Source organism: Vibrio sp. N418 (assembly GCF_000222565.1).
In the GTDB taxonomy this organism is placed as follows: Bacteria; Pseudomonadota; Gammaproteobacteria; order Enterobacterales; family Vibrionaceae; genus Vibrio; species Vibrio scophthalmi.
This window is the reverse complement of record NZ_AFWD01000089.1, coordinates 16,376-40,539: the sequence shown is the minus strand read 5'-3', so window position 1 is coordinate 40,539 and position 24,164 is coordinate 16,376. Positions and strand designations below refer to the sequence as shown.

At 43.6% G+C, this 24,164-nt stretch carries 22 protein-coding genes; 3 read left to right on the top strand and 19 right to left on the bottom strand.

The window, feature by feature from the left end; translation table 11 throughout:
• Positions 1–64 precede the first annotated feature (64 nt).
• Positions 65–649 (bottom strand): superoxide dismutase [Fe], encoded by a 585-nt coding sequence (gene sodB, locus RH86_RS17900; RefSeq protein WP_005593916.1) that lies wholly within the window; start codon positions 647–649, stop codon positions 65–67.
• A 387-nt stretch (positions 650–1,036) separates the two neighbouring features.
• Between sodB and RH86_RS17895 the strand changes: the two genes are divergently transcribed.
• Together RH86_RS17895 and RH86_RS17890 are read left to right on the top strand one after the other, a co-directional pair.
• Positions 1,037–1,372, top strand: a complete 336-nt coding sequence (locus RH86_RS17895) for a Grx4 family monothiol glutaredoxin (RefSeq protein ID WP_005593917.1) — start codon at positions 1,037–1,039, stop codon at positions 1,370–1,372.
• 99 nt (positions 1,373–1,471) lie between these two features.
• Positions 1,472–3,415: a DNA topoisomerase III gene (locus RH86_RS17890; RefSeq protein ID WP_009387842.1), complete on the top strand. Its 1,944-nt coding sequence runs from the start codon at positions 1,472–1,474 to the stop codon at positions 3,413–3,415.
• Between the two features lie 52 nt (positions 3,416–3,467).
• Here the strand turns inward: RH86_RS17890 and RH86_RS17885 are convergent, their stop codons facing one another.
• Positions 3,468–3,671 (bottom strand): hypothetical protein, encoded by a 204-nt coding sequence (locus RH86_RS17885; RefSeq protein WP_005593921.1) that lies wholly within the window; start codon positions 3,669–3,671, stop codon positions 3,468–3,470.
• A 394-nt stretch (positions 3,672–4,065) separates the two neighbouring features.
• On the opposite strand from RH86_RS17885, the gene RH86_RS17880 reads away from it, so the two are divergent.
• Entirely contained in the window at positions 4,066–4,983 is a 918-nt protein-coding gene (locus RH86_RS17880) for a histone deacetylase (RefSeq protein WP_009387839.1), read from the top strand.
• An 18-nt stretch (positions 4,984–5,001) separates the two neighbouring features.
• On the opposite strand, the gene RH86_RS17875 is transcribed toward RH86_RS17880, so the two are convergent.
• The 17 genes from RH86_RS17875 to RH86_RS17795 form a co-directional block, all read right to left on the bottom strand.
• On the bottom strand, positions 5,002–6,630 hold the full coding sequence (locus RH86_RS17875) for a sensor domain-containing diguanylate cyclase (protein ID WP_009387838.1): 1,629 nt from the start codon (positions 6,628–6,630) through the stop codon (positions 5,002–5,004).
• A 209-nt stretch (positions 6,631–6,839) separates the two neighbouring features.
• Positions 6,840–8,276, bottom strand: a complete 1,437-nt coding sequence (locus tag RH86_RS17870; protein ID WP_009387836.1) for a Na+/H+ antiporter NhaC family protein — start codon at positions 8,274–8,276, stop codon at positions 6,840–6,842.
• 3 nt (positions 8,277–8,279) lie between these two features.
• Positions 8,280–9,431 carry a trans-sulfuration enzyme family protein gene (locus tag RH86_RS17865; RefSeq protein WP_009387834.1) on the bottom strand — a complete coding sequence of 384 codons (1,152 nt, stop codon included), beginning with the start codon at positions 9,429–9,431 and terminating at the stop codon, positions 8,280–8,282.
• Positions 9,432–9,644: 213 nt separating this feature from the next.
• Positions 9,645–10,553, bottom strand: coding sequence for a glucosaminidase domain-containing protein (locus tag RH86_RS17860; protein WP_009387833.1), 909 nt, complete (start codon positions 10,551–10,553; stop codon positions 9,645–9,647).
• Positions 10,554–10,687: 134 nt separating this feature from the next.
• A complete protein-coding gene (locus tag RH86_RS17855) occupies positions 10,688–11,416 on the bottom strand; it encodes a GntR family transcriptional regulator (RefSeq protein WP_009387831.1) in 729 nt (242 codons plus the stop codon).
• Between the two features lie 162 nt (positions 11,417–11,578).
• Positions 11,579–12,520: a transketolase family protein gene (locus RH86_RS17850; protein ID WP_006712375.1), complete on the bottom strand. Its 942-nt coding sequence runs from the start codon at positions 12,518–12,520 to the stop codon at positions 11,579–11,581.
• Positions 12,517–13,368 (bottom strand): transketolase, encoded by an 852-nt coding sequence (locus RH86_RS17845; RefSeq protein ID WP_009387827.1) that lies wholly within the window; start codon positions 13,366–13,368, stop codon positions 12,517–12,519. Before RH86_RS17845 ends, RH86_RS17850 begins: the two co-directional genes overlap by 4 nt.
• 53 nt (positions 13,369–13,421) lie before the next feature.
• A complete protein-coding gene (locus RH86_RS17840) occupies positions 13,422–14,774 on the bottom strand; it encodes a PTS ascorbate transporter subunit IIC (RefSeq protein ID WP_009387825.1) in 1,353 nt (450 codons plus the stop codon).
• Positions 14,775–14,785: 11 nt separating this feature from the next.
• On the bottom strand, positions 14,786–15,052 hold the full coding sequence (locus RH86_RS17835; protein WP_005593935.1) for a PTS sugar transporter subunit IIB: 267 nt from the start codon (positions 15,050–15,052) through the stop codon (positions 14,786–14,788).
• 10 nt (positions 15,053–15,062) lie between these two features.
• Positions 15,063–15,506 carry a PTS sugar transporter subunit IIA gene (locus RH86_RS17830; RefSeq protein ID WP_005593936.1) on the bottom strand — a complete coding sequence of 148 codons (444 nt, stop codon included), beginning with the start codon at positions 15,504–15,506 and terminating at the stop codon, positions 15,063–15,065.
• A gap of 578 nt (positions 15,507–16,084) precedes the next feature.
• Positions 16,085–16,792: an acid phosphatase AphA gene (gene aphA, locus RH86_RS17825; protein WP_009387822.1), complete on the bottom strand. Its 708-nt coding sequence runs from the start codon at positions 16,790–16,792 to the stop codon at positions 16,085–16,087.
• Between the two features lie 267 nt (positions 16,793–17,059).
• Positions 17,060–18,382 (bottom strand): CoA-disulfide reductase, encoded by a 1,323-nt coding sequence (locus RH86_RS17820; RefSeq protein ID WP_009387820.1) that lies wholly within the window; start codon positions 18,380–18,382, stop codon positions 17,060–17,062.
• Between the two features lie 76 nt (positions 18,383–18,458).
• On the bottom strand, positions 18,459–19,871 hold the full coding sequence (locus tag RH86_RS17815; protein ID WP_009387818.1) for a cation:dicarboxylate symporter family transporter: 1,413 nt from the start codon (positions 19,869–19,871) through the stop codon (positions 18,459–18,461).
• Positions 19,872–19,910: 39 nt separating this feature from the next.
• Positions 19,911–20,294 carry a RidA family protein gene (locus RH86_RS17810; protein ID WP_005593941.1) on the bottom strand — a complete coding sequence of 128 codons (384 nt, stop codon included), beginning with the start codon at positions 20,292–20,294 and terminating at the stop codon, positions 19,911–19,913.
• Between the two features lie 27 nt (positions 20,295–20,321).
• Complete coding sequence (locus RH86_RS17805; protein WP_009387815.1) at positions 20,322–20,987, bottom strand: transcriptional regulator; 666 nt, start codon at positions 20,985–20,987, stop codon at positions 20,322–20,324.
• A gap of 460 nt (positions 20,988–21,447) precedes the next feature.
• Positions 21,448–22,854 carry a YfcC family protein gene (locus RH86_RS17800; protein ID WP_009387814.1) on the bottom strand — a complete coding sequence of 469 codons (1,407 nt, stop codon included), beginning with the start codon at positions 22,852–22,854 and terminating at the stop codon, positions 21,448–21,450.
• Between the two features lie 48 nt (positions 22,855–22,902).
• A complete protein-coding gene (locus RH86_RS17795; RefSeq protein ID WP_009387813.1) occupies positions 22,903–24,012 on the bottom strand; it encodes an NAD/NADP octopine/nopaline dehydrogenase family protein in 1,110 nt (369 codons plus the stop codon).
• Between the last annotated feature and the right edge of the window lie 152 nt (positions 24,013–24,164).

Below are 24,164 nucleotides of genomic sequence, written 5' to 3'. Positions count from 1 at the left end.
TGTTACCAGAATAAAAAAAGCCTGCTAGATGCAGGCTTTTTAATCAATTTGCGCTTAGGCTAAATTATTTTGCTAGGTTTTCTGCAACGAAATCCCAGTTAACCAGTGCCCAGAAGCCGCCCATGTAATCAGGACGAACGTTGCGGTAGTCGATGTAGTAAGCGTGTTCCCACAGGTCAACCGTTAGAAGAGGTGTTGTACCTTCTTCTGTCAGTGGTGTTGCTGCGTTAGAGGTGTTAACGATCTCTAGAGAACCGTCAGCTTTTTTAACAAGCCAAGTCCAAGAAGAACCAAAGTTGTTGATTGCAGAATCAGTGAACTTCGCTTTGAATTCTTCGAAAGAACCGAATGCCGCGTTGATTGCGTCTGCCACTGCACCTGTTGGTTCGCCACCTGCGTTTGGCGCTAGGCAGTGCCAGTAGAACGTGTGGTTCCAGATTTGAGCTGCGTTGTTGAATACGCCACCAGTAGAAGTTTTAACGATCTCTTCTAGTGTTTTGCCTTCAAACTCAGTGCCAGGGATAAGACCGTTTAGCTTAACAACGTAAGTGTTGTGGTGCTTACCGTGGTGGAAATCTAGCGTTTCAGCTGAGATGTGTGGTTCTAGTGCGTCTTTTGCGTAAGGAAGAGCTGGTAGTTCGAATGCCATTGCTCGGTTCTCCATTATAGGTGGAAAGAGTGACCTCTTTCGATTGCTTCCAATTAATTGTTATTTTATCCGAATCGGCCTAGGCCGTTTCGTTGTCGATTCGACTGACTGTCGCCTAGTTTAGCAAGTTTTTGCTTGAATAAAAGCATGCAAATGTAAATTATCTAGGTGAAAGTTGGTATCTAAGTGTTTATTAAAGCACACAAAATACAAGGAATTAGCAGCTAAATGTTGTAAACGTGGGCCCTATTCACATTCTTTAACGATGACTTTTTGTCATAGCTAGGAAACAAACAGTCTAATTCCCTAAACATTCTGTGCTTTTTATTCTGCGTTAATGGTTTAGAATATGGCGATATATTGCAGTAACGCCATCAAGAGGAAGCAATGGAAACTATTGATAAAATTAAGCAGCAAATCGCTGAGAACGCAATCCTTCTATACATGAAAGGTTCACCAAAACTACCAAGCTGTGGTTTCTCTTCTCAAGCTGCACAAGCACTTATGGGCTGTGGCGAAAAATTTGCTTACGTTGATATTCTGCAAAACCCAGATATCCGTGCTGAGCTTCCTGCTTACGCACAGTGGCCAACTTTCCCACAATTGTGGATTGAAGGTGAGCTAATCGGTGGCTGCGACATCATCATGGAAATGTTCCAAAAAGGCGAGCTTCAACCATTAGTGAAAGAAGCGGCAGCACGCGTACAAGGTGATGCGGAATAAGTACCCCATCAGATAATACTGTTTAAATTTACAGTTTTTCTTGAATTATTAAGGCCACATTGGATAATGTGGCCTTATTTATTTGTGCAGATTTAATTTATGTCTCGTCTGTTTATCGCTGAAAAACCAAGCCTTGGTCGCGCTATTGCGGCGGCTCTACCCGGGCCAAAGAAAAACGATCAAGGGTTTATTCGCTGTGGTAACAATGACGTGGTGACGTGGTGTATTGGCCACTTGCTAGAGCAGGTTGAGCCAGACGCTTATGACGAGCGCTATAAAAAATGGAATCTGGCTGATTTACCGATTGTGCCGCAACAATGGCAGCTCCGGCCGCGGAAAAGCGCTAGCAAACAGCTGACAGTAGTGCGTAAACTCCTCAAAGATGCCGATCAAATTATCCATGCGGGCGACCCTGATAGAGAAGGACAGTTGCTGGTGGATGAGGTACTTGATTATTGCAAAGTCACTAAGAGCAAAAAAGAGTCTGCTCAGCGTCTTTTGATCAGCGATTTAAACTTACCTGCGGTCAAGCGAGCCTTGTCTAACATGCGCAGTAACCGTGACTTTATTCCATTGTCAGTTTCTGCATTAGCACGCTCTCGAGCGGATTGGCTTTATGGTATGAATATGTCCCGAGCTTATACCTTGCTTGGCCAAAAAGCGGGCTATCAAGGCGTACTGTCTGTTGGCCGAGTGCAAACACCGGTATTAGGTTTGGTGGTGCGTCGCGATGAGGAAATTGAAAACTTTATTCCGCGTGATTACTTCTCTTTACATGCCTTAATCCCTTATCAAGGTGAGTCTGGTGGCTTTGATATCCGCGCAAAATGGCAACCAAGTGAAGCGTGTCAGCCTTGGCAAGATGAAGAAGGCCGTGTTCTGAATCGTAAATTAGTTGAAAATGTGGCCGCTCGTATTATAAATCAACCCGCGACGGTGATTGAATCGGAGCAAAAGCAAACTAAGCAAACTGCGCCATTACCGTATTCTTTGTCTGCGCTGCAAATTGATGCAGCCAAACGCTTTGGCATGAGTGCCCAACAAGTACTCGATACGTGTCAGTCACTATATGAAAAATATAAGCTGATCACTTACCCGCGTTCTGATAGTCGATATTTACCCGTAGAACATTTTGCTCAAGCTCCGTCAGTATGTGAGGCGATTGCCAATAATGCTCAAGAGTTGGCAAGTGCTGTGCGTGGCGCCAATTTAAGCCAAAAGTCCAAAGCGTGGAACGATAAAAAAGTGGATGCCCACCATGCCATTATACCGACACCGAAAAAAGCCGCTTTGAACGCACTTTCTTCCTATGAAATGAAAGTCTACCAACTGATTGCACGCCAATATTTAATTCAGTTTTATCCGGCAGCAGTCTACGCCGAGGCTAAGTTGGTGTTTGATATTGCTGGTGGGAAGTTTATTGCCAAAGGGCGTCAATTAGTGACAGCTGGCTGGAAAGTGCTGATGGGGAAAAGTGACGATGAAGATAGCGGTGTTGACAGCGTTCCGCCATTGGAAAAAGGGCGAGTATTGACTTGCCGTGAAGGTGAATTAAAACAACACCAAACTGAACCACCTAAGCATTTTACTGAAGCGACGTTATTACAAGCGATGACGGGGATTGCCCGCTTTGTTGCCGATAAAGAATTGAAAAAAATTCTGCGTGATACTGACGGTTTAGGTACAGAAGCGACTCGCGCGGGTATTTTGGATACCTTATTCAAGCGCCAATTATTAACGCGCCAAGGTAAAAGTATTTTAAGCTCTGCCGCCGGTCGAGGCTTAGTTAATGCTTTACCAGATGAGTCAACCTATCCGGATATGACGGCGCATTGGGAGCATCAGTTGCAAGCGATGGCAGAACGTAATCAAGCATATCAACCCTTTATGAGTGATTTGCTCGCGAGAATGGATGCATTGATGGGACACGTAAAACAGGGCGTCGTACCAGAATCCTTGCGTTATTTGCCTAAGGTGGAAAGGCCTGCATTCAAACGTCGTAAGCGCAGTACAAAAAAAGCACCATCCGCTAAGAAATCATAGAACAGTAATATTGTGCTGATGAAAGCGGCATAGTGATGATGCCGCTTATCGATCAATCAAACAGGTTTTCGTTATCAACGATGGCCCCTTTTACGTCTGTTTGTGTTAATACCCGTTTGCCTAACTGATTTTTGACCTGTCGACCTAAATCGACAAGGGCATCTCTATTGGCTTGGGTTTGCCGTTTACCTGTACTTCTCAAACAATAATTTAGTTCGTGATCTTCACTAAAGTTAACCAAATGTCGGTCAGCCATGCTCATGCTCCTTATTGAGTGAAATCATAATAAGTCTGGAGCGAAGCGCAAAAAATTCAAGCAATCAGAAAAAAATAATGGATTTTACGTTTAAAAATGCCATGACAGTATTAGAGAGCGGACAGTATAAAGGTCACCGGTGGTGTATGAATAAGGCTTAGCCTTCAATACATTAGCAACCAATAACTGACTGCTGCAGAGATAACCATCATGGTGATAAAAGCCATCACAGCACCGATTGATCCGGCGATGACGCCAAGCAAAAGCATTAAACGAGAAGGACGCATAACTTACAAATCTAATTGATAACTATTTACATTAAATCTAAGTTGTCGATTAATAGCAAGCTGTTAACATAGTTCATCTTGATTTTGATGTGAATACTTGCCTATCCATGATTCCAGTCATCTACCATCCGATCTACTCTCAGTTGTCTCTCCCTGAGGGGCATCGTTATCCAATCGATAAATATCGTCTTCTTTATCATGCGCTTACTGACAAAATGCAGGGAGAGTGGGCAAATCGCTTTATGGTGTTTCAACCTAAGCCGTTAACTCAAGCGACGATCAGTCAGTATCACTGCTCTGACTATATTGATGCTTTGGTGAATGGCCGGTTACCAGCGGTGAAAATGCGTCGAATTGGTTTCCCTTGGAGTGAAGCGTTGATTGAACGCACATTTACCTCGGCTGGTGGTACCTGGTTGACGACGCAACTGGCAATCGAGCAGGGGATCGCTATCCATCTAAGTGGTGGTTATCACCATGCACACTATGATTTTGGTAGCGGATTTTGCTTAATTAACGATTTAGTCCTTAGTGCCAAACAAGCATTAACGCTGGAAAAGATAGATCGAGTTTTGATTGTGGACAGTGATGTACACCATGGTGACGGTACCGCAACCATGTGTAGCGATGATGAACGTATTATCACGCTCTCTTTTCATTGCGACAAAAATTTCCCGGCTAGAAAACCAAGTTCGGATATTGATATTGGATTTGCACGAGAGACACAAGATAACGAATTTCTGGAGCATTTCTACTCTGTGGTTGAAACAACCATTAACTTGTATCGGCCAGATGTGATTATCTACGATGCGGGTGTCGATATTCATCAAGATGATGAGCTTGGTTATTTTAATATATCAACGCAGGGCTTATATCAACGTGACCGCTTTATTCTTGCATTAGCGCAGCAACGTAACATTCCGATTGCTTGTGTTGTGGGCGGCGGTTACCGCAGTGTGCATCGAGATTTGGTCCCAATGCACATGCAGTTGTTACAAGCTAGTGCTGAAATTTACTCTGGCTGACAGATTTATTGTGGCTGACTATTGTGGTTCTGAGCGGGTGATTACAGCACAATTTTTTCCCGCACGCTTAGCTTGGTACATCGCCATATCTGCTTGATGCATAAGCTCATCAAGATGGGTGTGTACAGAGCGCTCCACAATCCCCCCGATACTAATGTTTATTTGGTCATAAGCCTGTGGTGCAACCTCGATCGGAGCTTGCAGCATCTGGATGAGTTTGTTGGCTAATTGCTCTGGCTGGTCGAGATGTTTGTCATTGTGCAATAGCACGGCGAACTCATCTCCGCCTAGGCGGCAAAGTAGTGCATTATTACCAAAGGTTTTTGTCATCATCTCCGCAACGTGGATCAATGCCTTATCTCCGGTCGCATGGCCGTATCTGTCGTTGATAGATTTAAAATCATCAAGGTCGATATAAATCAAACATAGCGGCTTTTGCCATTTCGTATAGGAACGAATGAGCTGCTCGGATTTGCTCCTAAATGCCCAGCGGTTGAGTAAGTTAGTCAAGCTATCATAGTGTGCGAGATAATGTATCCGCTTATCGTCACGATATTTACGCAGTTGATAGTGGGTGATTAGCGCGGCAAGAATCGCACTAATACCAAAGCCCAGTACAAACAACGTAGCGTGCGAAATCAGTGCATTATACAGGTTTAACTGCTGGTCAAATGAACTAAACGAAACCAATTTCCATCTTGTCGAATCATTGCTGCTAACGTGATATTCCTGAAAACAATAAGGGTTGTCGCGGCCAAGACTGCCGACAGACTCGATGGTCATGATGCCATTTTTGGTTTCAAATTGACCTTTTTGAGTTTGTTTTATTTGTTCTGCTACCGTGGGAAACTGAGAATAGATGGTTGCCGATTTTGATGCATCAAACATGAAGGCAAATTCAAGCTCAGGCTTAGCGTGGTTATATAAAAAATCACCAGCACTGTTAATCAGCATATAGTTAGTACCACTATTGAGATTAAACAGCTCAAGCCCGTCCAACAGGTAATGCGCGAGATAGTTGATGACCACGACACCTTGTTTAGTTCCCGACTCATCAAATACTGCCGTCGCAATGCGAATCATTGGTTTGAATGGTATTTCAATTTGACTATGTTCGATATTGAGGTCGAGAGGGGATACATAGATTTTTCGGCAGCCGAGCCGTAGTACTTCATCGAAATAGTAACGGTGTAGTTTATTTTGTAGTGCCTCTTTAGGCACGATTGTCGGTACCCCATCATTGAAATTGATGCGAATGACTTCATTGCCTTTTATATCGAGATAACGGATTTGATCATAGATCTCTTTACGATGGCTAATCACTTTAAGGGCATTGGCAAACTGTTGAAGTTGCGCCTGTTTTTGTTCACTTTCTGGTAGAGCGGCGGTGTGATAGATCTTCCGTTGCGTCAAAATATCTGCCAGTAATGCGGTTTCTTTCACCACTGAGCTCATTACCCACTCGATGTAATCTTTTTTACCTTCCAGTAGCGCTTTTTGTTGCACTTGAATATTACTTGCACGTGTCTCCATCTCCGAATTTAGGTCGTAGTAAAAAATGGCGATAAACATGCAATTCAATAAGAGGAAGATTGCGATGAATCGAGAAATGTAAAAACGAAATTCAGAGGTAGGTAAACGGTTCATTCAGTGTTTATAGTTTGTCGTTAGCGTGTAGGGAAAAGGCTGAGGATTATAGGTATCAGGCAGGGGTTTGGGTAGTGAAATATGCAAAAAAATGAGTATTCTCAATAGCGAAGAGTTATTAGGTTTTGGAATCTTACGAGGTAATCGTTTCCTATAAAAAACCAGCGCATTTCAGCGCTGGTTTTATTGGTAGTAGGCTCACTTGAGGGTTAGCCCAGCATACTAAAGCCGCAGATGGTAAAGAGTACCGTTGCCATTATCCCGGTCACGATCGCGTAGGGGAATTGAGTTCGGATGTGATCGATATGGTCGTTTTTTGTCGCCATAGAAGAGACAATACCGGTATCACTGATTGGAGACGTCATATCACCGAAAATGGCACCAGAGATCGCAGCTCCAATCATCAATTGTGGTTCAATACCGACCGCGGCGCCAATCTGGATACCGATAGGGATCATGATGGAGAAGGTGCCCCATGAGGTTCCGGTAGAGATCCCCATCACAACAGCAATTAAAAATACAAAGGCGGCTGAGAAACCGGAAGGGATCACGCCGTCGATCGCTTGGGTAATATAGGCGCCGGTATTGAGATCACCCGAGATGTTACCCATTAAGAAAGCCAGTGTCATGATCGCACCAAGTGGGATCATCGAGGCGTAGCCATCAAATAGGTGAGTAAAAAAGCTGTCGATGGTCAACAGCTTCTTACCAACGAAGTAAATAAATGAGCATAGCGTTCCTAGCATCACGCCCCAAAAGACAGAGGTTGAGCCTGAGCCATTGGAAATGTCGCCTCCACCAGTAATGTATAAACCAATCGGAACCATCAAGATGGTGGGAATCAGCGGAACTAAAAAGTTAAGCAGTGATTCTTTATCCTGAGCTGACTCGACAATGCTCACATCGTCTTCCGATGTAATCGGGAAAGCGCCGTCACGCAGTTCTTTACCACTGGCGGCTCTGACTTCCGATTCACCCATTGAGCCCCATTTGAAACCCGATAGGATGTAAAATAAAACGGACGCTAACGATAGCCAGGCCATAAAGTTGTACACCATTGAACCGGCTAAGATGGCAAAGGGTTCGCCATCAAGAAATCCTTTTGAGACTTGAACGCCGATAACGCCCATCATTGCCGCGCCCCAACCATTGATCATAATACTCGAGCAAACAGACACACACGAAGCTTGAATAACATAAGCCATCTTTTCACGTGATACGCCGTAGCGCTTGGCCAGCTCGCTGGTGGATGTGCCCGCGGCCATGATAGAAATTGATGACTCAATGAAAATGACACTGGTAATGAACATTGCCAGTAATTGAACTGCTTTTTTGTTGTTGATGATGTTGGCTTTTTCGGTCAAATAACGAACTAGCGCTTTAGTGCCGCCTGTGACTTGGATAAGACGGATCAGTCCGCCAACCATAAAGCAGAACAAAATGGTTCTTGTTGAACTGGCTGAGGCAAAAATGCCGACAATACCATCTAATGTCGATTCCACGCCGAGTAGCGGATTAAAGCCATTTAGCACGGTGAAGCCGACAAAAATACCCGCCAGTAAAGATAGAATCACCTGTCTGGTCACAATCGCCAGACCAATCGTAACCAAGGGGGTAATAATGGTCCAAATACCGTAATCAACCATCGCTTAACCCTCTAATGCTTGTTGTAGATCGTCGATAAGATCATCAGCATCTTCGATACCAATCGAAAGACGTAAGGTTTCAAAGTAAATCCCCATCGCTTCTCGCTCTTGTTTTGGTACCGAACCATGTGACATTGAAGCGGTGTGATTGATCATGCTCTCTACGCCACCTAATGATTCTGCTAACACGAAATAACGCAGCTTAGCGATGAACTGTCTTACTTGCTCTTCACCACCGGCAAGTCGAATAGTGACAACCGCCCCTCCGGTTTTCATCTGACGTTGGCACAATGCATGTTGTGGATGAGATGCGAGGCCTGGGTAATGAACTTCCGTGATCTTTGGGTGATTTTCTAAGAACTTCGCGACTTTTAGTGCGTTAGCGCAGTGACGTTCCATGCGAACATCGAGGGTTTTTAAGCCGCGTAGTGCAAGATAAGAATCAAATGGCGAAGCGATAGCGCCGACTGTGGTCTTATATGCGTTGATTTGAGTTGCCAATTCAGGGTTATTGGTAATCAAAGCGCCGCCAATAACATCGGAGTGACCACCAATGTATTTGCTCGTAGAGAGCATCACCATATCAGCACCAAGATCAAATGGGCGTTGGTTCCACGCAGTCGAGAAAGTGTTATCGACACAAGTGGTAATATTATGTTGTTTGGCTAGATCACAGATCGCTTCAACGTCGACCAGTTCTAGTAATGGGTTTGTTGGCGTTTCAATCCAAATCAATGCCGTGTTATCGCGAATTTCAGCAGTAACGGCATCGAGATCGTTTAAGTTCACATAGCTAAATTCTAAGCCAGAGGTACGAGTACGTAAGCTTTCAAATAAGCGATACGTTCCACCATAAACGCTCGACATTACAATTACATGCGCATCTTTAGATAGCACCTCTAAAGCAAGTGATGTTGCCGCCATGCCAGACGCGGTGGCCGTAGCATAAATGCCACCTTCAAGCTCGGCTAATGCTGTTTCGTAAGCATTGCGTGTTGGGTTACCGCAGCGTGAATAGAAAAACTCACCACTCTCACCGAGATTCGGTTGAATGAATGAGCTTGCGGTCACGATTGGTGGAAAGATGGCGTTGTTGCCTTTATCTGTCTGATTTCCGCCGTGGATGGCAATGGTGGCAATTTTATTGCTTTTCATAAGACGTCCTTGCTCACTCTGGTGTGAGTAAACATAAAAATAGAGTAGGTGCTTTGGTCGCTATTTTAATCTGTAACAGTAGTAAGGGGTAAGCGTTTTATTCTACCTGCTTGGCTGGGAATGGCTTTTATGACCGAATTTTGACAGAGAGGTAAGTGATAAAGCAGTACCTTCACTTGTGCTGGGTACTGCTTTATATGAGAACAGGATGGCTTAGTGGGTGAAGCGAATGCGCAGGCTTTGCTGACTATCGAGTTTGACGTTATCGAAGCTATCGAGCTGGTGGTGTTTGATGAGTGCGCGTAGATTATCTACGTAGGCTTCACCACGAGTAGAGTAGTGTGATAAGGCTTGAACAAGTTCATGGCCTGTCAGCTTGTTTTGCTCACGCAACTGATGACGTAAGTGCCAAAGCTCTTGGTAGGCTCCGGTGGTATTGAGGTTGTGCATATAGCTGGCCGTGCCTTGAAAAAGATCATCAAACGCCGCAACTTTGACATGTCCGCCAGGGGTGGTGAGGTATTTACCGCCATGGGCAGGAAGATGTTCACCATACAAGCTATTACCTTTGATGGCGAAATGACTGGTTCCCCAACCACTTTCATCGATGCCTTGTGCTAGCACCATTCCAACGGGAATAATATCCACATGCAGCAGGAGATCTTGGATGTTATTCGATTTGACATTGTATGAAGCATAGAGTTGATTGAGCCATTGCGTTTCACTGCTTGACCACTCGCTTGCAGGTTTATTGGCAAGCGCTTCAATTTGATGGCGAACGGCTAAAACTTGATCGTTAACCGCTTGGATGGTTGGTAGTAATAAGCGAATAAACCCGGATGTTTTTTGCTCTACCGGCAGGTTGTTGAGATCATCAGGGAGGTTTTCAATAAAGTATGCCGGTAAGCTTGAGGTCTTTGCGACGTTATCCAGTTGGTAATGGTGCTGTTTAAATAGCGTGATCAGTTCTGGTGCTGAGTGCAGCGTTTGCACTTCAATATTTGGGTAAGGTTGGCTGAGCTGATCAGGAGAAAGAGGCAGCTTAGCGTGAGCGAGAGTGAACGTTGAAACCAACAGAGAACAACAAGCAAAAGTTGCAAAAACAGGTTTTAATAAGGACATAGTTACCATTCCTTTGTTTATCATTAGGCTTATAAACCTAAATTAGTATAGGCGAACATTATCCTCCCAGAATTCCATATTATGCAAATAGTTACTAGATAGTTGATGAGCTCGTCAGCGTTATGCCTTTCTATCTACCTTCTGACCACTTGATGTATATTGAATAAATCACTGTTAATGGTCGCGACGGTATATTCAAATGGTGTGCCATCATCAAAAGAGACCAGTTCACGCAGTTCAATCATTGCTTGCCCTTCGTCGACTTTGAGTAATTTAGCGAGCCCAGCATCACTAAGGTTGAAGGCAGAAATATCTTGCTCTCTTAACTGGACTTTCTTGCCTGTTAATTGCTCCATATAACTGTATTTTGATTCTTCGACTTTATTGAATTCAAATGAATCACAAACGTTGATTGGAATATGAATTTTTTCGAATGAGACAGGCATGTTACCAAAACTCATTAGTCTCTCAAGGTAATAAATTTTTTCATTCGGTTTTATTCTAAGAGCGTGAGCGATTTGCACCGAAGGAACTTCAATAATCGCACTAGAAAGTACTTGGCGAACAGCGCTTTGTCCGGCTTGCTGAGCTTGGTGGTCGAATGGAGAGAGCACATGGAAATTGCCGCTGCTTTGTTTGTTTGGTGCACCGACATAAAGGCCTGAACCGTTAACGCGATAGATAATGCCTTTTTCAACCAAATAACGTGTTGCTTCTCGGACGGTCGCTCGAGTAATACCTAAGGCTTTAGCTATTCCTGACTCGGTATCGAGCTTTTCACCTGCCGGTATTTTATTGTCAGCAATTTTGCTTTCAATAAACTCGACAACAATTTGCTTTTTGCCTGTTAACGCTAACGTCATAAGTATTCTATTTATTTATATACGACTAGAAAATAAGGAAAAATTTGAGCTAAGATCAAACTGACGACTGGGTCTAGATAAAACCAGTCGTCAGTATAATTGACACTAAGCATTTAAAAAAGCCATTTAGATTTCATCAATGAAACCTAAATGAAACAAAGATTAACGCTTATTTAGAACTTCTAGGCAGAATTCGGTAATTTTCGTTGCGCTGATACCATAAGTTTCTTTTAAGAAATCCAATGAGCCAACTTGACCATATTGTTCTTGTACGCCGAGTTTATGGAACTGTTTTACAGCAACACCAGAAGAAAGAAGTTCACAAGCGACAGCATCCCCCAAGCCACCAATGACATTGTGGTTTTCAATGGTAATCACACAGCCTGTTTTAGCCGCGAACTTAGCCACTAACTCACTATCAAGTGGCTTGATCGTGTGCATGTCGATTACAGCAACACTATGACCCGTTTGTGCTTCAATCATATTTGCGGCTTGCATTGCATCGTGTACACAAATACCAGAAGCGATAAGGGTAATGGTCTCACCATCTTTTAGTACATTACCTTTACCAATTTCAATATCAGCTTCCGATTGATGTAAGTGTGGAAGATCTTTACGAGTAGAACGAATGTAGTTAACGCCTTTGTTGTTGTATGCGTAACGCATCGCAGCGCGTAATACATGCTCATCAGACACATCAATCACAGTAGCGTTTGGTACGAGACGCATTAGACCAGTATCTTCAAATGGCATATGAGTGCCACCGTTAGTGACTGCAGTAACGCCTGCATCACTACCAAAAATATTGATATGTTGCTTTGCGTAACCACCCGCAAGGAAGATTTGATCATAACAACGGCGTGTCGCGAAACAGCCAAATGAATGAACGAAAGGCACTTTACCTACCGCTGCTAGTCCAGCGGCAACACCGATCATATTCGCTTCTGCGATACCACATTGCAGGAAATTATTCGGGAAAGCATCGGCAAATTTACGTGTGCTCATACTGCCCATTAAATCGGCTTCTAATACCATTACGTCATCGTGTTGCTCTGCTAATTCAATTAACATTTCCGCATGAATGACTCGAAGTTCTTTGTTCATTTTAGCTCCTCAATTTTTTTGTCTAACAGAGCGATGTCAGTTTCAATAGCGGCACGAAGTTCATCATCTAAACGTAGGTGGTGGTTAGCTGAAATATTAACAACCGTTGGAATGCCTTGGCCTTTAACCGTATCTAGGATGATGGCGGTCGGGCGATCAGTGGTCGCGAGAGCTTGCTCAGTAACATCACAAATAGCGCCTACATTTGCGCCATCAACAGCCAGAGATTGGAAGCCAAAAGCTTCAAACTTTTTCTGTAGGTCGAAAGATTCTTGAATATCAGAAATGTCACCATCTAGTTGGCGCTTGTTGTTATCAACAAAAACAACGAGATTGCTCAGTTTATGGTGGGCAGCAAATTGAATCGCTTCCCAGCATTGGCCTTCTTGTAGCTCACCGTCACCGACGATAGTGAAAACGTTCGATTTTGAACCCGCAGCCATACCTGTCGCGCATGAGATACCTTGGCCCAGAGAGCCAGTGGTCATGTCGACGCCAGGCGTTTTATTCATATCAGCGTGGCTTGGTAGGTTAGTACCATTAGCGTTGATAGTTTGCAGCCAAGAAAGGTCGAAAAATCCACGTAGCGCGAGTGTGGCATACAGTGCTGGACCAGCATGGCCTTTAGAAAGAACAAATAGATCGCGGTCTTTCATTTGCGGATTTTGTGGGTTGTGTTTTAGGTAGCGACCGTACAAACAAGCTAAGGTTTCAGTGACAGATAAGCAGCCACCAAAGTGGCCGTAGCCCATATTTAACAATGCTTTAGAGAGTTCTTTTTTAATCGATAAATTAAACGATTCGATTTGACGCAGGTCGAGTGGAGACTGCATTTCATTAGTAGGCATAATAACCTCGGAAAATAGGAGAGAGCGGGCTGGGGGAACAGCCCGCTAGGAATTTAGATGTTTTCTGCAGTATCAGCAGATTTCTTGCCTAAGAAGTTAGTGCTTAGTACAGCACCAGCAACAAGTGCGATACCGATGATTACTGCTTCTTTACCAATCATTGCTAGGTAGCCAAGGAAGATACCTGTAACTGCGAAGTCAGAATCAGAGAATGTTGTGTTGGCAAAGCCTAGGTCGCCAAGTACAGGCAGTAGCCATAGTGTTAGGAACGTAATAACCACACCGTTGACGAAAGCACCGATTGCAGCGCCGCGACGACCACCAGTTGCGTTACCAAACACGCCTGCTGTTGCACCAGTAAAGAAGTGAGGAACCACACCTGGAAGGATAAGCGTTAGCTCCATCACACCCAAGATACCCATGCTGACCAAGCCGCCTAAGAAACTACATAGGAAACCGATAAGTACCGCATTTTGTGCGTAAGGGAATACGATAGGGCAATCTAGTGCTGGTTTTGCATTTGGTACCAATTTTTGTGAAATACCGGTAAAGGCTGGTACGATTTCAGCAAGTACTAGACGTACACCTTGTAGGATAACGAATACACCCGCAGCAAAGCCGATGGCAGTCAGAATTGCGTAAACAATTGGGTTTTGGCCATTACTTAGGTTTTCGGTAACAAACTCAGAGCCAGCGGCTAGAACAAGGATTAAGTAGATCACACCCATGGTTAGCGAAATAGAAATTGAAGAGTCACGAAGGAACACAAGGTTCTTCGGTAGATTCATTTCTTCAGTGCTCTTTGAGCCTTTACCGACTACTTGACCAACGAGAGCCGAAGCGACATAGCCAACCGTTGAGAAGTGACCAAATGCAACATCATCGCTACCGGTGATCTTACGCATGAATGGCTGTGCCATCGCTGGGAACAACACCATGATTAGACCTAAGCTCACTGAACCTAAGAACACCAACATCGCACCGCTAAAGCCAGCAACACTTAGGATGATGGCAATCATACATGCCATGTACAGAGTGTGGTGACCAGTTAAGAAGATGAACTTAAATTTTGAGTAACGAGCAAAGAAGATATTTGCCACCATACCGAATGCCATGATCATTGAGGTCGCCGCCCCAAAATCCGCCATTGCAGTTGCGTAGATAGCTTCGTTGTTTGGGATCACACCACGAAGGCTGAAGCCTTCTTCCATCAGTACGCCCATTGGAGTAACTGCGGCAACCAGAATACCAGCGCCACCGCCGATAACAATGAAGCCAAGAATGGTTTTAATCGTGCCCTTAATAACATCAGAACTCGATTTTTTCTGGATAGCCAAACCTAATAAGGCGACTAAACCAATCAGTATTGCAGGGGTGCTAAGAATATCAGTAATAAAATGGAGCATAATAAGTTCCTTTAGTTACGATTTAAGTAAGCTTCGATTTTTTCTTTCATTGCTGCTTTGTCGGTAATGTTTGGAATTGAAATAACATCACCAGCATGAATACTGTCCGCAAGATCTTTTGTACAAATAAAAACATCAGCCATGTCTGGAGTTACAGAGCCTAAATCGGTATGTTCAACTTCTGCATCGATACCTAATTCACGCATCACTTCTTTAACCTTCATTTCGATCATGAAAGAAGAACCTAGACCAGTGCTACATACAGCCATAATACGCATAGTTTTATCCTCAGAATTTTTTGATTGTTTCAATAATTTGTTGTTTTTCTAGAGCCTTTGATACTTCTAATACGTCTTCTTCACTACAGAAGAATTCTGAAATAGAGGTGATCAGCTCGATGTGTTGGTTGCTATCTTTAGCCGCTAGCAACAAAAGAATTTTTACTGGATCGTTATCTTCGCTATGAAATTCAACGCCATTACGAACCACAAGTAGGGATAGAGCGTTATTGTTGACGCCTTGCTCTGGACGAGCGTGTGGCATAGCAATCATCGGGGCAAGAACGTAGTAAGGGCCAAGTTCTAGAGTTGAATTGATGATGGCATCAACATATTCAGGTTGAATATCACCAGACTCAATTAATGGTTGGCATACCAGATGAATGGCATCCTGCCAGTTTGAAATGTCATCAACAATAGAGATGCGCTGTTCAGTAAGGAGAGTTGAAAGCATATGTTTACCTTTATTACGTTAACCTTGATATACACCATCAAAGCTGTCTATACAGGTAATGCTATAAGAGTTAAAAAATAAATAAGGTGATAATTCTCTCAATAATCCAAGGGTTAAAATTTAATTTCCATTGCTGTCTTTGGAGTCACAGTTTTGTGTTTATCTCTAATATGTGGGGGTAAACTTGTGAGGTATGTGGGTTTTATTCGTCAGTACTTGGTGTTATGTAAAATATCAAGGAAGTATTAATTTGAATTAAAAATTAAATTCAATGTTCTAGTTAGGTGGTGGATAAGTGTTGTTAGTGTTGATTTTTTATTAATAAAAATAACAACAAAAAGAAATATAAAGAGAAATAAAAGCGGCGAAGAGGAATAAATTAAATGGAAGCGATCGGTTTAAGAAGAGGTTGTGGTTATCTGCTCTGTATTTTTCCATAGGGTGGGTGATTGTACGCGGGTCCATGTGCGACTCAATCATGATATTAAGCCGTTAATCCATACAGAAATAGACATGACAAAATGAAAAGCCACCATTCATGAATCAATTGATGAATGGTGGCTCGAAAATCAAATGAATTAGTAGTTCGAATCAATCAATACTGCTTCACCATATTTGCCTGCTTGAGGCATTGGATTGTTGGTTGACTGAGCATTGCGTAGGAAACGAATACCTTCTGCACCAACGTGCTGAGCACTCGTAATATCGGCATCAGCATCACCATAGAACATCGTGATATTTGCCGCTTTCAGTTGTTTTTCTTTCTCTAAACCGCCAGCAAATACAACCGGTTTGATTTGGTCACGGTATTCAGCAGGGAATAGATTGCGAATCAATGTGGTTACGGTTTCTTGACCTTCAGGGGCCGTGCGACCAGTAATAAAATAAATCGTGTCACCATGCTTCAGGTGCATATTTACGAGTTTAAGCGCCGATTTTTTAGGAATAGAGAACTGATCTAAACCAGTACTAGCTTCATTCCAAAATTCTTGATTGTTAAGGTAATCGAAAGAGTTTGGAGAGTATTTTTGTTTACCATAGTAGAACGCAGGTGATGAGAATAGCATGGTGTCATCAATATCTAAGCCCACGGTAATTGGGTGTTTAGGTAGCTCTTTCTGAATATCAGAGACGGTTACCCAATCGATATCTTGGTAAGCTCCAGTGGCTGGAGATTGAGCAATATAAGACTGCATATCAATCGTCTCTAGTGGCGCGGCTGAAACGAAAGATGAACTTAATAGAAGGGCACTGATCGCAAGCGTTAAAGGTTTGGTAAATCGCATGATTGTTCCTTTGGATGAGCGTATTTAATTTTGGATGTCTAGGCCGGTATCGCCTGACGCCCGCAGCTTACTCTTCAGGATATTGGTGTTATGCAGTTCAGGTCACAAAATTTATGTAATATATTTGCAATGTAATGTTGTTGGTTTTTTTCTTGACGTGTCAATGGATGAGAAAGGCATTGAAGAGCCTAAAGATGAAGGGCCATCTAACCAGAAGGCCCTATATTAATGGGTTAATTTAGAATGCTATTTAAATGTCGAATGAGTTTACTTAGCGACGTTACCAGCCACGTTTAGTGCATCCCACGTACGTGAGAAAGGTGGCGCGTAGCAGAAGTCCATGTAACCAAGTTGTTCAGTGGTCATCTTGGCGACAATCGCGACTGCGAGTGCATTCACGCGGCCTACAGCGCCTTTTTTACCGATGATTTCACCACCCAATAGAACGTGAGTGTCTGGGTGGTATACTAACTTAACCTTAATATCTTCTTGGTTCGGGTAGTAATCCGTTTGGTTTTTATCTGCAATCGTCGAGGCTTTGACGGCCATATTATGCTCTTTGGCCAACAGTTCAGAGACACCGGTACATGCGAGTTCGTAATCCAATACTTTTAAGCATGATGAGCCTAAGAAACCGGTCATATGGGTGTCTTTGCCTGCAAGGTTATCTGCCATCATACGAGCTTGCTTGTTGGCTGTTGTTGCCAGCGGCAAATACATTGAGTGACCAAGCGCCATATGATGAACAACCGCACAGTCACCGACTGCGTAGATATGAGCATCTTCCGTCGCACCAAACTCATCGACAAGCAGTGCTCCGTTGGTCGCTTTAGCTAATTCGAATGCTTCTGTGTTTGGTCTAAAGCCGAGTGATAGGAGTACGATATCCGCTTCAACATCACCATTGTCTGTTGATACGATATAACCGCCTTGTGGAGCATCAGCAATAGCGGAAACACTACAACCGGTTTTCAGATCGGCACCCGATTCACGAATAGCCTCTTCCACAACCGAGATCATTTCTGGGCTGAATTGACGGCTCATGATGTGCTGTTCACGCTCAATGATGGTGACGTGTTTATCCAGACCATGGGCTGCGTCAAAGACTTCAAGGCCAATAAAGCCTGCGCCAATCACACAAACGCGCTGTTTGCTGCTGTCTTTAAAAGCTTCTTTAACCGCCAGGCCATCTTCTTGACTGGTAAGAGTGTAGACATGCTCTGGGTTGTATTCACCAAAAGCAGGTAGGATAGGACGAGCGCCAGTTGCGATAATCAGTAGATCGTAATCCAACACGCTTTCTGCTGCGTTATGGCGAAGCGTGATTTGTTTTTCAGTGCGATTCAGCGCCACCATTTCGGTGTTAACGCGAACATCTAAACCTGATTGAATAGCCTGCTCAGGTGTACGAGAAATCATACGTTCCGTGTCATCAAACATGCCACCTGCAAAGTAAGGTAGGCCACAAGCGCCGAACGAAATGTAGTCGCGTTTTTCAATCACGATGACATCGCTTGATGGTTGATTTCTTTTGTATTTTGCAGCGAAGCTCATACCTGCGGCATTACCGCCAATGACAACAACTTTCATTTTAACTACCTAAATAACTGAAATTCTGAAAAACGAAAGAGCACCCAAAGTGGATGCTCTTTCTTAAACCAAGAGATTAAGCTGCCGCTTCGCTCTCTTTAGCGCTAACAGCGCCATTGTCTGAATTGTATTGCTCAAGATTCAGTGAGCCATTCTTCTTCGCGGTTAATACGCCTGACAGCATTGAACCTGAAATGTTTAGCGCAGTACGTGCCATATCGATCAGAGCTTCAATTGAAACCAGAATCGCTACTACCGTGATGTCTAGACCCATAATAGTCAATACAGCTACTGCGGCAAACGTTGCACCGCCACCGACACCAGCGATACCGAATGAAGCAATCGCGATAACGGCAATCAGTTGCAGGATGAAGCCCATATCAACTGGCATACCCATTACTTGTGCAGCCATGATAGCAAGCATTGCAGGGTAAATACCCGCACAACCATTCTGACCGATACTGGTACCGAAGGTTGCAGACATATTTGCTGTTTCTTCATCTACACCTAAACGTTGTGTTTGTGCTTCAACGTTAAGAGGGATAGCAGCCATGCTTGAACGAGAACCAAAACCGAACACCAATACAGGCCAAGTTTTCTTCATGAATTTAGCTGGTGATAGGCCGAACATTGACACCATTACGAAATGGATAACGAACATCACACCGATGGCTACATAGCTTGCAACTAGGAAGCGGCCCATTTCTGCTAAAGCGAACAAGTCGTTGGTCATCATGAACGTGGTCATCAAAGCGAATACACCGTAAGGCGTTAGCTTTAGGATCTCACGAACCATTGAAAGAACCACTTCTTTAGCTGCGTTGATGAAATCAACAAAGCTTTGTACTTTTTCAGGCTTACGAGTTTTAACTTGTAGAATACAGTAGCCAAGGAACATACCGAACAGAACGGTTGATAGCGTTGATGTACGTTGAGAACCCGTTAGCATGTCGAAGATGTTGGTTGGAATGATAGACAGAGCCATGCCTGATAGGCCGCTGTTCGCCATTGCGTTTTGCGTTGCGATCAGAGAGTCACCACGCGCTTCGATTGCGCTGTTAGTTCCCATGGTGCTAACCAATGCGTTTGCATCGATACCAAATAGGTAAATGGCAGCAATACCAACGGCTGCTGAAATCGCACAAGTGAAAAGTAGAATACCAATGATTTTTGGTGCGATTCTAGACAGCGCGCCGCCACCTTCAACGTTCATGATTGAAGAGATCATTGCCACGAAAACAAGTGGAATAACGATCATTTGTAGCAGCTTGATGTAGCCTTTACCAAACACGGAAATCAGTTCAGCAAAGCCACTAGTCGCGACGTTACCCACGCCGAATACCAGCTGGATTGCGCCACCAAATAAAAGGCCGGCGGCAAGGGCGCTCAGTACGCGGAAGTTAAAACTTTTCTTCTGTTTTTTGAAGTTTGACAGTAAGGCGTAGAAGCCAAAAAACAGAACACTTAATCCAATAAACGAAACACTCATGAGAATCTCCTATTGATACCCATATTTTGCTGATAATGGTTATTTCTTGAAGGCAACCGCTTCAACTTCAACCAAAGCATCTTTTGGCAACCTTGCCGCTTCAACACAAGAGCGTGCAGGTGCATTCTCAGTGCCGAAAACCTCAGTGTATACTTCGTTAAACGCGGCAAAGTTTTCCATGTCAGATAGGAAGCAAGTTGTTTTTAACACGCTGTCTAGACCTGCGCCACTCGCTTCAAGCACCGCTTTCAAGTTCTCTAGAGACTGACGTGCTTGCTCCTTAATACCACCTTCAACAAATTGCATGGTTTCAGGCACAAGAGGAAGTTGACCTGAAGTAAACACCAAGTCGCTGTATGCGGTACCTTGAGAGTACGGGCCGATAGCCGCAGGGGCTTTTTCAGTCGCAATGATTTGTTTCACTATGTAACTCCTAAATGATTAACTTTTTTATGATTTGAATTCGCGAATAAATTTGTAAACGGCTTGGCGGCTAATGCCAAGTCGTTCGGATACTTGTGTGGTCGTCTCTTTAAGCTCAAAAATGCCATTGTCAAACAAGCAGCGAATGATCGCTTTGTTGCGCCCTTTCATCGTGATGGTGTCATCAAGGTCTACTTCAGCAATGGCTGTGCCAAGTGCTTGGTTAATGACATCATTAGCGTTGTTACTGAAGTTCTCATTCACCATGCTTGGCGAAACTCCACACTGTGGTATCAGTGTTTTTACGATTTCAGGGAATGGAAATGACAAGTTCATATTGATGCACAGCATGCCAATCGGTTTTTTCTTTGGACCCGTTAAGATAGAAGTGGTCGACTTGAGCAATGAACCGTCGGCGGCATTAGTAAAGTAACTCTTAGGTGACATTTCACCGACTTGTTCAAATGTTCTCCACATCCGCAAACCTAAATCGGTTATTGGAGAGCCGAGCGTTCGTCCCGTGTGATGGCCGTTAACGATCTTTACGACGGAGTTTTCTAAACTTTCAAAAGAATGAATAACGACTTCACTATGAGGACCAATTAAATCTGCAATGGAATCGGCTAAGTGAAAATAGCTACTTAAGTATTCTCTGTCTTCGTCGGTGAATCGAACTTGCTTCACATTTGTCATTTTGATTTACAATCTTAAACTTAATGACTTAAATCTACCTATTTAGTGTTAGATAGGCAATCCTTAGTAAACATATGTAAACCAAGATGTGTGGGTAAAAAAGCCAAAAAGTGATGGGTTTACGGGTTTTTCATAAAGTTATTTCGAGTGATATCACGAAAGTTAATGTTATTGGGTTTAATTTTATAAACTTTATCAAGGTTTACGAAATTAAACCAACTTGACGTATTTTTTGATGAGTTAATGATCTAAAACAAGTTCTGAAGGGCATGTGAGGTGCTTAACTGAGGAGTTCTTGTCGGCCGTCTGGGAAAATGATCTAGTCGCTAAGATGGCGTTTAGCAATGCGAGTGAGACTAAGTTGCTACGGGGTTGCCACGGGATAAAAAAGTCGCTCAATTTGGAGCGTAAGCCATCGTTACTTATGCTGCGGCTTATGTGTATTGAGCGACTCGTTGAATTAGCTGATCACAACACCTACGCTTAACAGTATCATCACCATAAGTGTAATAAGGCCAATTAAAGGGCCAATGAAGCGTAGCCATGATGAATAAGCAACGCGACCAATGGCAAGTCCCCCCATTACTACGCCAGAAGTTGGTGTGACAAGGTTTGGTAGACCGGACGCAGATTGGAATGCTGTGACAACGAGTTCACGATTCACACCTGCAAAGTCCGCTAACGGCGCAAGAATGGGCATCGATAATACCGCAAGCCCTGACGAAGAAGGCACCACAATACACAGCACAGCTTCAATCCAATATATCGCGTTAATGAAAGCGATTTCATTGAGGCCAGAAAGTAGACCTTCCGCGTAATTAAGAATGGTATGCGTAATGTTGCCATTATCCATAATCACCACCAAGCCACGAGCAATCGCGATGATCAAAGCGACACCAAGTAGATCGCGCGCACCATTAACAAAAGTGTCGGTAATTTGAGCCTCCGACATTCTTGCTACAAAGCCGACAATAATGCTGGCCCCAAGGAATAATGCCGATAATTCGGCCATCCACCAACCTTGGCTTGCTACGCCCCACATCATGAGAGCAAACGTAAAGCCAAATATGGCGAGAATCACTTTGCGCGTAGTTGTGAACTCAGGAACTTGTTGATCTTTATTGTGTAGAAAGTGGCGTAAGTTCTCATCATGCTGATGCGCGACAATGGAGCGAGAGGGATCTTGTTTCACTTTTTCGGCATAGCGCATAACGTAGATAACACAGATAAGCCAGCCAAGAACAAGAATTGCCAGCCGTAGACCGATGCCATCGATAAAATTGATTTCTGCTGCGTTAGATGCAATGACGGTAGCAAATGGGTTGATGGTTGATCCCAAGCAGCCAATACCGGCCCCAATCATGATGATGGCTACCCCAACAATGCTGTCATAGCCTGCGGCGATCATTACCGGAATAAGTAAGGCATAAAAAGGTATGGTTTCTTCAGCAGTTCCATAAACCGTGCCACCAAGAGCAAATAACCCCATTAATATTGGGATCATCCATTTTTCACGTCCGGCAAGGCGTTTCATTGTGCCGCCGATACCCGCATCAATAGCGCCTGTTTCTGTTACAACCGCGAGGAATCCGCCAATAACAAGAACGAATAAAGCCACATCAATCGCACGAGCAGCGTAGTTGGTCGGATCATAAAAACCTTGAATCGGAGCCATCAAGATATCAATCAACCCTTGGGGGTTAGCATCAATACTCTGATAAGACCCCACTAAAGGAACCATTTTCCCTAATGTTTCATTCGCCACCATCTGATATTGACCTGCAGGAACGATCCACGTAAGGATCGCCATTAAAACAGTCAGAAACATTAAGATGGTATAAGCAGAGGGAAACTTTATTTTATTCATTATTCTATCCTTAAGTGAGGCGCGATGCCTCACTAGTTGGCCTGCTTATTAAGCAACACATTCCATGATTTCTTCAATTGTTAAGTTACTTAGTCCCATTTTTTCAAGTGTTCGGCCTGTTTCAAAGTAATTGGTATCGTTGTAAGCATTGTCTATATGAAGGCAGCTGGTGATGATTGGCGTGTCGATATTCGCCAATTGAGCAAACTCATAGCAAGGTACAAGTAAATACGCGGCGTCTTCGGTGATATAACGGTTACTGGCTGAGTTGGGTGCGCTATTTAATTTGCCATGTGTTTCTGAGGTGCGATTGACGTCATAAACGCTGGTACAATTCATGTCGTACAAACTATTCATCGCCTCTAATTCTGGTTTTAGCGTTAATCCCAGTGCTTCTCCAACGGCAAGGCGCTCTTTCTCCATAACGGCGGCAGCTTTGGCTGTTGAGATAGAGCAGCAATCTTTGTAGTAATTAAATTGCCCATCGAAGTTTTCTAATAAGCCCATATTAAGACTGGTCATCAATGGGTGACCACCAAAGTTGATGTTTTCAAGGCCAGATTCGATAACATTGTTAAGGGCGGTTAGTTGAAGAGGCATCACCTCTTGTAGAGCGGCAATGGCATTTTCAGTACGGGTAGCAGGAAGCGCGGCAACGGGTAAAAAGCTTTTCATTCCCAGAATTGCCAGTTGGGCTGGGCCAACAATACGCGTAGCCCAGGGAATAGATATCGCATCGACGAAAGTGATGTCTAGGTTTTCGAAACCTTGTTCAAACTTGATTCGATTAAGTACCAAAGAACCGTAGTTACCAGGCATCAGCATGATAATTTGCCCATCACGCAAATACGGTAACATGTCGATAAATAGTGCTTCTTGAGCAAATGAGGGTACGGGCATAACCACCAAGTTGGCATAACGAAGAGTTTCCTCTAAATCACGACTTACTTTGTCAATAGGTTGGAAACCTGAGTATGTTAAAGACACATCATTAAAGCTGGCTAAGGCTTCTATTCCTCCTTTTTTTTCGATATCTGCTAGAGGCTGGTCAAAGCCTTTAGAACCATAAAGGCACACTTTAGCACCGTGCAGAGTGAAGTGGTAAGCTGCCGTTAATCCAGCATTTCCTGAGCCAATAACAGAAACACGAGTTGTCATGGTTATTCCTTAATGTAGTGATATTTGACCGTCACAGATTAAGGGGAGCATGAAAAGGCGTGCCAATGCCAAAGCTATAGAGAGCTATGCAAAAATGTAATAGCAGCTTGGGTTCTTGCATGTAATGTTTTGATTTTATGTATATAAATTAA